4 protein-coding genes are annotated in these 10,588 nt (G+C 71.9%); all 4 read right to left on the bottom strand.

From position 1 onward, the window contains the following. Positions 1–1,496 (bottom strand): condensation domain-containing protein (locus ACIQGQ_RS31380; protein WP_402402186.1); only part of this gene is annotated, 1,496 nt, incomplete at its 3' end. Positions 1,497–1,543: 47 nt separating this feature from the next. Further along, positions 1,544–8,317, bottom strand: a complete 6,774-nt coding sequence (locus ACIQGQ_RS31375) for an amino acid adenylation domain-containing protein (RefSeq protein WP_402402183.1) — start codon at positions 8,315–8,317, stop codon at positions 1,544–1,546. A 202-nt stretch (positions 8,318–8,519) separates the two neighbouring features. Further along, positions 8,520–9,968 carry an MFS transporter gene (locus ACIQGQ_RS31370; protein WP_402402180.1) on the bottom strand — a complete coding sequence of 483 codons (1,449 nt, stop codon included), beginning with the start codon at positions 9,966–9,968 and terminating at the stop codon, positions 8,520–8,522. 5 nt (positions 9,969–9,973) lie between these two features. Next, entirely contained in the window at positions 9,974–10,588 is a 615-nt protein-coding gene (locus tag ACIQGQ_RS31365; RefSeq protein ID WP_402402177.1) for a helix-turn-helix domain-containing protein, read from the bottom strand.

Raw genomic sequence — 10,588 nt, 5'->3', positions numbered from 1 at the left:
TCAACAAGCCGATGAACAGAAGCCGTATCCGGATACGGACCCACCACACCATTCCACTCCACCAACACCTCCCGACGCTCACCCACCGTCAACATGTTCAACTCCGACAAACGCGCCCCCGGAACAGCCGCCACCGACCCCACCAACGTCACCAAATGCCCCGCCAACCGCTCCACCGACACCCGATCGAACAAATCCGTCCGATACTCCAGGACGGCGCGCAGCCCCTCCGCCGACTCGACCGCCGTGAGCGTCAGGTCGAACTTGGCGACTCCGCGCTCGATCTCGACCGGTTCGGTCCGTGTGCCCGCCAGCTCCCATTCCTGGCCGTCCGCGCTTCCGGGCGCCTGAAGGACGAACATCGTCTGGAACAGGGGGTTGCGGGACAGGTCCCGGTCCGGGGCGAGTTCCTCGACGAGGCGTTCGAAGGGCAGGTCCTGGTGGTCGTACGCACCGAGCGCGGTCTCCTTCACCCGGCCCAGCAACTCGACGAAGGTCGGATCACCGGAAAGATCCGTCCGCAGCACCAGCGTGTTCACGAAGAAACCGATCAGCTCCTCCGTCTCCGCCCGGTTCCGACCGGCGACCGGGGTACCGACCGCGATGTCGTCCTGCCGGCAGTAACGGGCCAAAACGATCTGGAAGACCGCCAGGAGCACCATGAACAGGCTCGCACCCTGCCCACGCGCCACCACCCGCAACGCCTCCACCACCTCCGACGGCACCGAGAAGGTGACCACGTCACCACTGCCGCTCGGCTCCGTCGGACGCTGGTGGTCGGTGGGGAGTTCGAGCGGCGCCACATGGGCGAGGCGGTCACGCCAGTACGCCAGCTGCCGCTCCAGGAAGTCCCCGCTGAGCTGCTCCCGCTGCCAGGCGGCGAAGTCCGCGTACTGGAGGGACAGTTCGGGAAGCGAAGCCTCGCGCCCCGCAACGGCGGCCGCGTACAGCTCACGCAGCTCACGGGCCAGGATCCCGGAGGACCAACCGTCCGAAACGATGTGATGGATCGTCAGCAGGAGGAAGTGGTCGTCCTCCGCGAGCCTCACCGCATCGGCCCGCAGCAGCCGCCCGGTCTCCAGGTCGAACGGGCGTGTCGCCTCCCGGCGCAGCACCTCGCCCGCACGGGTCTCCGCGTCCGGTTCGTCCCGCAGATCGTGGACGGTCACCTCCACCGGCCAGGGGTCGCCGATCGCCTGCCGCGGGGCACCGCCCTCGTCCGCCGGGAAGGCGGTGCGCAGCACCTCGTGCCGGGCCACCAGGCCCGAGAGTGCCGCGCCGAGCGCGGGTACGTCGAGTGCGCCGCGTACTCGCAGCACCGTCGGCACCAGGTACTCCGCGCTGTCCGGCGTCAGCCGGTCCAGGAACCACAGCCGCTGCTGCGCGAACGACAGCGGCAGCGGTCCGTCCTCCCGGTCGGCCCGTACGATCCGGGCCGCTTCCGCGCTCCGCCGCATGCGGGACAGCAGCCGTGCCTCGACCGAGTTCTCGCCCATGATGTTCCGTCCTCTTCGTCTTGTCGCGTGGGGAGTGGGGCCGCTGTTCAGGAATGCTGTTCCTGCGCGTCGAACAGTTCGATGAGCTGTTGCTTGATGCCGGTGACGGTCGGCGACTGGAAGAGACGTCGCAGTCCGATGCGGACTCCGGTCGCCGACTCGACCTGGTTGACGAGTTGCAGGGCGAGCAGGGAGTGCCCGCCTGCGTCGAAGAACCTCTCGTGGACGCCTACGCGTTCGACGCCGAGCACGGCGGCCATGATCCCGGCGATCTCCGCCTCGATCTCGTCGCGCGGCGCGGTGTAGCCGGCCGTGCTGTCGCCGGTGTTCCCGGGAGCGGGCAGTGCCGCGTGGTCGACCTTGCCGTTCCGGTTGAGCGGCAGTTCCGGCAGGATCGCGAATCCGGACGGCACCATGGCGCGGGGCAGGAGTTCGGCCGCCCACTCGCGCAGTACTCCGGCGTCCGCCGTGGTGTCGGGCGCGGGCACGCAGTAGGCGACCAGACGTTTGTCGCCCGGGGTGTCCTCCCGGACCACCACCGCGCAGGCTCCGACCATCTCGTGGGTGAGGAGTGTCGCCTCGATCTCGCCGAGTTCGACCCGGACGCCGCGGAGTTTCACCTGCCGGTCGATCCGTCCCAGCAGGTCCAGCTCGCCGTCCGCGGTGAACCGGCCGAGATCGCCCGTACGGTACATCCGGCCGCCCCGGAACGGGTCGGCGACGAAACGTCCGGCGGTGAGCTCGGGCCGCTGGTGGTAGCCGCGGCAGACGCTGTCGCCGCCGAGGTACACCTCGCCCAGGACGCCCGCGGGCACGGGCCGGAGGTCCGGGTCCAGGACGTACACGGTCTGGTTGACCATGGGGCGGCCCGCGAGAACCGGTGCGGCGGGGTCGGTGCGCGAGGCCCGCCAGTACGTGGTGTCGACCGAGACCTCGGTGGCGCCGTACAGGTTGATCAGGTCGCCGGGGAAGCGCTCGGCGAACCGGCTCACCAGTGTCGGCTGGAGCGGCTCGCCGCTGGCGAAGGCGTACCGCAGGTGGGTGCAGTCCTCGGGCCGTACCCCGGAGACGAACATGTCCAGCAGGCTCGGCACGAAGTGCAGGCCGACCACGCGGTGGACGTTCATCAGACGGGACACCTCGGCCATGTCGAGCCGGTCGGATCCCGGCACCAGCACGACCGTGGCGCCCTGCCACAGGGGCCAGAAGATCTCGTACGCCGACACGTCGAAGGAGAGCGGTGTGGCCTGGAGGAAGCCCTCGCCCGGTGCGATCGGGAACGGGTGCTGCATGCCGGCCAGGTAGTTGACGACGCCGCGGTGTTCGGCGCGGACGCCCTTGGGGCGGCCCGTGGAGCCGCTGGTGTAGATCAGGTAGCACAGGTCACCGGGGTCCGCGAGGGGTTCCGGCGCGTCCGTGGGCAGGGTCTCCGGCAGGTCGGCGGGACGGTCCACGATCAACAGGTCCGGGCCGTCCGGCAGCAGTCCGGCGTGGGCGGTGTCGGTGACGATCAGCGGCGCGCCGGAGTCCTCCACCAGGTACGCGAGCCGTTCCGCCGGGTGCTCCGGGTCGAGTGGCACGTACGCGGCCCCGGCCTTCAGGATGCCGAGCAGGGTCCAGACCATGGCGGGAGACCGTTCCAGGCAGACGCCGACGGGCACGTCCGGACCGATGCCCGGCACGGCGCGCAGCCGGTGGGCCAGCTGGTTGGCCCTCTCGTCGAGCCGGCGGTACGTCAGGCTCTCCGTGCCGCAGACGACCGCGACCGCGTCCGGGGCCTGTGCCGCACGCTGTTCGAAGAGCTGGTGCAGTGTCGCCGCCGGTACGGGCGCGGCGGTGTCGTTCCACTCGGCGAGGACGCGGTGCCGCTCCGCCGCGTCCATCATCTCCACCTCGGACAGCGCGCTGTGCGGGCGGTTCGTGGCCGCGGCCAGCAGGTTGGTGAAGTGGCCGACGAGGCGGCGCGCGGTGCCGTCGGTGAAGAGGTCGTCCGCGTAGACGAGAGCACCGTCCAATGTGCCGTCCGCGGCCTCGGCGAGATACATCGCCAGGTCGAATTTGGCGTCCCGGGCGGGGAGCTCGACGGGCTCCGCCGTGAGGCCCGGGAGGTTCCAGGCGTTTGCGCCCGGGGTGTTCTGGAGCGCGAACAGGGTCTGGAAGAGGGGGTTGCGGGAGAGGTCGCGGTCGGGGGCGAGTTCCTCGACGAGGCGTTCGAAGGGCAGGTCCTGGTGGTCGTACGCACCGAGCGCGGTCTCCTTCACCCGGCCCAGCAACTCGACGAAGGTCGGATCACCGGCAAGATCCGTCCGCAGCACCAGCGTGTTCACGAAGAAACCGATCAGCTCCTCCGTCTCCGCCCGGTTCCGACCGGCGACCGGGCTGCCCACCGCGATGTCCCGCTGCCCGCTGTAGCGGGACAGCAGGAGCTGGAAGACGGCCAGCAGAGTCATGAAGAGGCTCGCGCCGCTCTCGGCGGACACCGCCCGGGCGCGGGCGGCGACCTCGGCGGGTACGGAGAACCGGACCATCTCGCCGCGTCCGCCGCGCTCCGCCGGCCGGGGGTGGTCGGTCGGCAGTTCCAGCGGCTCCAGTTCTTCCAGCTGGTTCCGCCAGTAGGAGAGTTGCCGCTCCAGCGGTGCGCCGTCGAGCCAGGAGCGCTGCCACACCGCGTAGTCGGCGTACTGTACGGGGAGCGGGTCCGGTCCGGGTGCGCCGGAGCCGTGCGGGAGGGCTTCCGCGTACCGGGCGGACAGCTCGCGCACCAGCACCCCCACCGACCAGCCGTCGAAGGCGATGTGGTGCACGGTGACCGCCAGGACGTGCTCCTCGTCGGCCAGCCGCACCAGCAGTGCGCGCAGCATGGGCCCGGTGCCGAGGTCGATCGGACGCAGTCCGTCCTCACTCAGTACCTTCGCGAGGGCGTCCTCGCGGGTGGCCGCGTCGCCCGTCCGGCGCAGGTCCCGGACCAGCGTCCGCACCGGCCGCGGCGGGTCGATCAGCTGTGCCGGGGAGCCCGTCGCGTCCGTGACGAACCGGGTGCGCAGGATCTCGTGGCGCGCCACCACCGCGGTGAACGCCGCGTTCAGGGCGTCGATGTCGAGCGGACCGTGGACCCGGAGGGCGAAGGGCAGCAGGTACTCGGCGCGGCCCGGCTCCAACTGGTCCAGGAACCAGAGGCGCTGCTGGGCGAAGCTGAGGGGCGGCGGCCCGTCGTGGCGCGGCGCCGCCGGAATGCGGCCGGTTCCCGTGCCGTCGAGTCCGGTCACGGCGGCGGCCAGCAGCGCCGGGGTCGGTGCGCCGAACAGGGTGCGCACCGGCACATCGGCACCGAGTCGTCGGCGCAGCCGCGACGCGACCTGGGTGGCCAGCAGCGAATGCCCGCCCAGGGCGAAGAAGTCGTCGTGCACGCCTATCCGGTCGACACCCAGCACCTCGGACCACACCTCGGTCACCGTGCGTTCGGTGTCCGTGCGCGGCTCGGTGTACGCGGCGTCCAGCCCGGACCGGTCGGAGGCGGGCGCGGGAAGGGCCCGGCGGTCGGTCTTGCCGTTCGGGGTGAGCGGGATGCGCTCCAGCGGCACGAACGCCGTGGGCACCATGTAGTCCGGCAGGTCGCGCTGGAGGTGGGCGCGGAGCGCGCTCGCGTCGAGGGGGCCCACGGGCACCACGTACGCCACGAGCTTCTGCACTCCGGGAACGTCCTCCCGCAGGACGACGGTGGCGCCGTTGACCGTGGGGTGGGTGAGCAGCGCCGCTTCGATCTCGCCCGGTTCGACGCGGTAGCCGCGCAGCTTGACCTGGTTGTCGGAGCGGCCGACGAACTCCAGCCGTCCGTCCGGCATCCATCGGGCGAGGTCGCCGGTGCGGTAGACGCGTCGCGGTGTGCCGTCCACGTCCACGACGGTGAACTTCTCGTCGGTCAGCCCGGGCCGGTTCAGGTAGCCGCGGGCCAGCCCGGGGCAGCCGATCCACATCTCGCCCGGGACGCCCACGGGAACCGGCCGGCCGTGGGGGTCGACGACGAACACCTTCGCGTTGGCGACGGGCCGGCCGATCGGGACCCGGTCGACGGGGCCGTCGATCCTGGCGGTCGTCGCCTCCTGTGCGGCCTCCGAGGGGCCGTAGCCGTTGACCAGCGGCACCGTGCTGTGCCGGAACCACTGCCGGACCTGCTCCCGCTGGAGCGCCTCGCCGCCGAGCCGGACCAGCCGCAGTTCCGGGCCCAGCGCCTCCGGTCCGTCCAGGTCGGCGGCGAGCGCCCCGAACGCGGACGGGGTGAGCCAGGCCACGGTGACCCGGTGCTCGCGCAGCGCCGCTGCCAGCCGGCCCGGGTCCCAGGTGTCGTCACGCAGGACGAGGCCCGCCCCGGAGACGAGCGGGGCGAACATCTGGCCCACCGACGAGTCGAACGCGATCGAGGCGAACTGGAGGACCCGGTCCTCGGGGGTGAACGCCAGCTCGCGGCAGGTCTCCCGCATCCGCGCGCGCAGCGCGCCGTGGGTGATCTGCACGCCTTTGGGGCGGCCGGTGGAACCACTGGTGTAGATCACGTAGGCCACGTCGTCCGGACCGGCCTGGGCCGCCGGACCGGCGGAGGTCTCCGGACCGGCCTGGGCGGTGTACGGACGGTCCCCGTCCCCGTCCAGCAGCAGCGTCGGCACTCCTGAGGGCAGGCGGCCGGTGTGCGTGGTCTGGGTGACGATCAGCGGGGCGCCGCTGTCCTCGACCATGTAGGCGAGCCGGTCCGTGGGGTAGTCCGGGTCCAGCGGCAGGTAGGCCGCCCCCGCCCGGTGGATGCCGAGCAGCGCGCACACCATGTCCGTGCCCCGGTCCAGGCAGACCGCGACCAGGGTGCCCGGTCCGGCGCCGCGCTCGCGCAGCCGGTCGGCGATCCACCCGGCCCGCTCGTCGAGCCGGTGGTAGGTCAGCTGCTCGGTGCCGCAGGTCACGGCTGTCGCGTCGGGCCGCCGGGCGGCCTGTTCCTCGATCAGCCGGGGCACGGTCACCGTGTCCGGGGCGTCGGTGTCGGCCCCGTTCCACTCGCCGAGGATCGTCCGGCGTTCGGCGGCCGTCAGCATCGTGAGCTCGGACAGCCGGGCGTCCGGGGTGGCGCAGGCGGATTCCAGCAGCGTCCCGAAGTGCCCGGCGAGGCGCTCCATCGTGGCTTCGTCGAACAGGTCGGTGGCGTACACGATGGTGCCGTCCAGGGCGCCGTCGGCGGCCTCGGAGGCGTAGAAGGTGAAGTCGAACTTGGAGTCCTGGGCCGATACGTCGAGCTGCCGTACGGTCAGACCCGGCAGGTCCCAGGACCGGCTGTCAGGGGTGTTCTGGAGGACGAACATCGTCTGGAAGAGCGGATTGCGCGACAGGTCCCGTCGTGGAGCCAGCTCCTCCACCAGGCGCTCGAAGGGCAGGTCCTGGTGGTCGTAGGCGCCGAGCGCGGTCTCCTTGACCCGGTCGAGCAGCTCGGCGAAGGTCGGGTCGCCGGACAGGTCGGTGCGCATGACCAGCGTGTTCACGAAGAAGCCGATCATGTTCTCGATCTCGGCACGGTTGCGGCCCGCGATCGGGGTGCCCACCGCGATGTCCTCCTGGCCGCTGTAGCGCGACAGCACCGTCTGGAAGACCGCCAGCAGGGTCATGAACAGGCTGGCACCGGTCTCCTTGGAGACCCTGCGGGCGCCGTCGGCGGTGCGTGCGGGTACGCGGAAGGTGAGCATGGCGCCGTTGCCGCTGCGCCGCGCCGGGCGTCGGCGGTCGGTGGGCAGTTCCAGCGGCTCGGTTCCGGTCAGCCGGGCGCGCCAGTAGTCCAGCTGTTCCGCCAGCACCTCGCCGGTGAACCACTCGCGCTGCCAGACCGCGAAGTCGGCGTACTGGAGGGGAGGTTCGGGAAGCTCGACGGTGGTGCCCGTCGGCCGCCCACCGTAGAGGGCGGACAGCTCCCGGGAGAGCACTCCCACCGACCAGCCGTCGAATGCTATGTGATGCACCGTCAGGGCAAGCAGGTGCTCCTCGTCGGCCAGCCGGATCAGCAGCGCACGCACCATCGGTCCGGTGCCGAGATCCACCGGGCGGAAGCCCTCGGTCTCCACGAGTGCGGCGGCCGCCTCCTCGCGCGCGTCCGGTCCGGCGACGGACCGCAGGTCGTGCACGGTGAGCGGCAGCGGCCGGGGCGGGTCGACGACCTGGCCGGGGTTGCCGTCGTCGTCGCCGACGAAGCGGGTACGCAGCACCTCGTGCCGGCTCACCAGCTCGGAGAGGGAGGCGCGGAGCGCAGGGACGTCCAGCGGGCCGCGGACGCGCAGTCCCATCGGGATCAGGTACTCGGCCCGGCCGGGATCCAGCTGGTCCAGGAACCAGAGCCGGCGCTGCGCGAACGACAGGGGCAGCGGCTGCCCGGACCGGGACGCACGGGGGATGGCCGGGGCGTCGTCCGGTGCCCCGGCAGCCACCAGGGCCTCCATGGCGTCGGTCGCGCTCTCGGCGTCGAAATCGGCCGACTCGAACAGCCTGCGGGCCCGCAGCAGCGCCTCCTGGGCGAGGAACGATGCCACGGACCGCACCGTCAGCGGTTCCGGCAGTTCTTCCGCGTCGAATTCCGAACCGAATTCCTCCGCGATCCGGTGGGCCATTTCCGCCGCCTGCGCACGGGTGCCGCCGAGCCGGAAGAATTCGTCGTCCGCCCCGGTCGCCTCCGCCCCGGTCTCCCCGGCGCCGAGCACCGCGTTCCACACTGCCGCGACGCGGGCTTCCGCAGGAGAGAGACCGCCCTTTTCGGCCCTCTGGCCAAGGGCCGCGGCCGCCATCGGCTTCGTCGTCATGTGTCCACCAGTTCCTCGTCGTCGACCGTCTGCGAAAACCCTTGGAAACTCAGCCGAATCCGATGCTCGCAGAGCGCTCTGGAGGAATGAACTGGTCACTTGTGCCCGCCGGGCATGGCCGCTTCTGCCCTGGCCGCCGGGTACGGGAACGGGGCCGTACGGACGGTCCACCGCCCGGCCGGCCCCGCTCCCGCACGGTCGCCTACGCGACTTCCCCGACGACCTCCTTCGCGGGGGCCGGGGTCTCTCCGGGTGCGCTCCCGTTGCCGTGCTCGCCCTCGGTCCGGGCGGGGTCCGTTCCGGGCGTCGTCCGCTTGCGCATGCCCGCCCACTCCCGGTTCATGGCCGGGACGCCGATGGCGACGAGGTAGAGCCCGCCGACGATCCACAACGCGCCGGAGGTGCCCACCGCCGTCACCAGCCCGGCACCCAGCAGCCCGCCGAAGGGGATGCCCGCCCAGGTGACGGCCTGGGCCAGCGTCTTGACCCGGCCCAACAGCGGAGTGGGGATCAGTTCGTACGTCACGGCCCCCACGATCGGGTTGACGAAGCCGGAGCCGAGGCCGCCCACGGCGAGCACCGCCAGGACCAGCCACAGCGGGGCGCCGGTGGCCATGGCGACGAAGCGCGGGACTCCGCCCAGTGTCAGGCCGATCAGGAAGACGGCCCGCCGGGGCAGCCGCTCGGCCACCCCCGCGGCCACGAGTGCGGCGACGATCGACGTGGCGGCGAAGACACTCACCACCAGGCCGATGGCGCCCGCCCCGTTGCCCGTCTCCTTCGCCCAGACCGGCAGCAGCACGGACATGAACGCCTGGTCGAGCAGGTTGGTCACGGCGAGCATGCACACGATGGACCGCAGCAGCTTGGCGTCGCGCAGGAACACGGCACCCTGACGCAGCCGGGAGAAGTAGCCGTCGACCTCGTCGACCGGCGTCTCGTGCGGCTCGGGCACCGGATCACTGAGGGTGGTGGAGACGATCAGCGCAGACACACCGAACAGGCAGGCGGTGATCCACAGGGCGTAGAGGCTGCCGAAGGAGGCGACGACCACACCGGCGATGGCCGGTCCGATGGTCGTCGCGGTCCGCTCGACCGCCGTCGACAGACCGGTCCCCCGTTCCAGCGGTACCCGGGCCGCGCGGGTGGCGGCGGGCACGAAGAGCCCCTTGGCCCCGTTGGCCGGGCCGTCCGCCGCCCCGACCACGGCCAGCAGCCCCAGCAGCAGACCGAAGGACAGGTTCCCCGACATGTAGAGCAGCGGGGCGGCGGCCGTCGCCACGGTGGAGGCCAGGTCACCGGCGATGCTGATGCGTTTGGGGCCGACCCGGTCGATGATCGGCCCCGCCAGTGCCTGGGCCACCACGTAGGGGACTATCTGGCAGAAGGCGACCAGGCCGGTCTTGCCGACACTGCCGGTCGTCGTCAGGACGAACCAGGGCAGCGCGATCGAGAGCACCCGGTTGGCCGACAGGGACGCCGCGTTGGCCGACAGCATGCCGACCAGTCCGCGCCAGACCCGGGGGCCGCCGTCCGGGGCATCAGAGGTCTCCGGGGCGTCGAGTGCGTCCGGGGGCGGTGGAGCGGATGGGGCGGGTGCGGGGGTGTCACTGTCCGCCGCCCGCTGGGCGGCCGCGTGCCGAGAGGTCATCTTTCTCACTCCGAGTCGGTGGGGTGGGAGACGTGCCGGTCTGCGCTGGTGGGGAACAACTGGAACTGGAAGGCGACCCGCTCCGCGCCCTCGGGAATCGGCGAACCAGCTGGCTGGGGCGGCGAGTTGCGCCGCCGGAGCAGTTGGTGGATCTCGGCCGACAGCTCCTCGGCCTCGGCCGGGGTCAGAGTGAGCACGTAGTCGCCGAAGTCCTGGGCGTCGCGCCATTCGGGCGGCAGCGCGGGGGTCGCGTCGATGGCGGCCGTCATCGCGTCGGACCAGACCCGGCCGAGCGCCTGCAGATACGCGGCGCCGAGGCCGTCGTCGCCCTCCAGCGCCGAATCGTCCGGGAGCACGGTGTTGACGTGCGCCGCCTGCCACCAGCGTTCACGGCGGCCGCCCCGGGACGGCGCCTCGACGATGAAGCCGTACTCGGCGAGCTGGCGCAGGTGGTAGCTGGTGGCCCCGGTGTTCTCGTTCAACCGCCGGGCGAGCGTGGTGGCCGTGGCCGGTCCGTCCGTCCGCAGGACCGTCAGCATCCGCACCCGCAGCGGGTGTGTGACGCCCCTCAAGTTCCGGGCGGTCAGCTTGACTTGAGGGGGCTGCTCGGGAAGTTCCAT

The sequence above is a fragment of the Streptomyces sp. NPDC092952 genome (assembly GCF_044754785.1).
Taxonomy (GTDB): domain Bacteria; phylum Actinomycetota; class Actinomycetes; order Streptomycetales; family Streptomycetaceae; genus Streptomyces.
The sequence above is the reverse complement of the archived record's forward strand: the minus strand, read 5'-3'. Positions and strand labels throughout refer to the sequence as shown.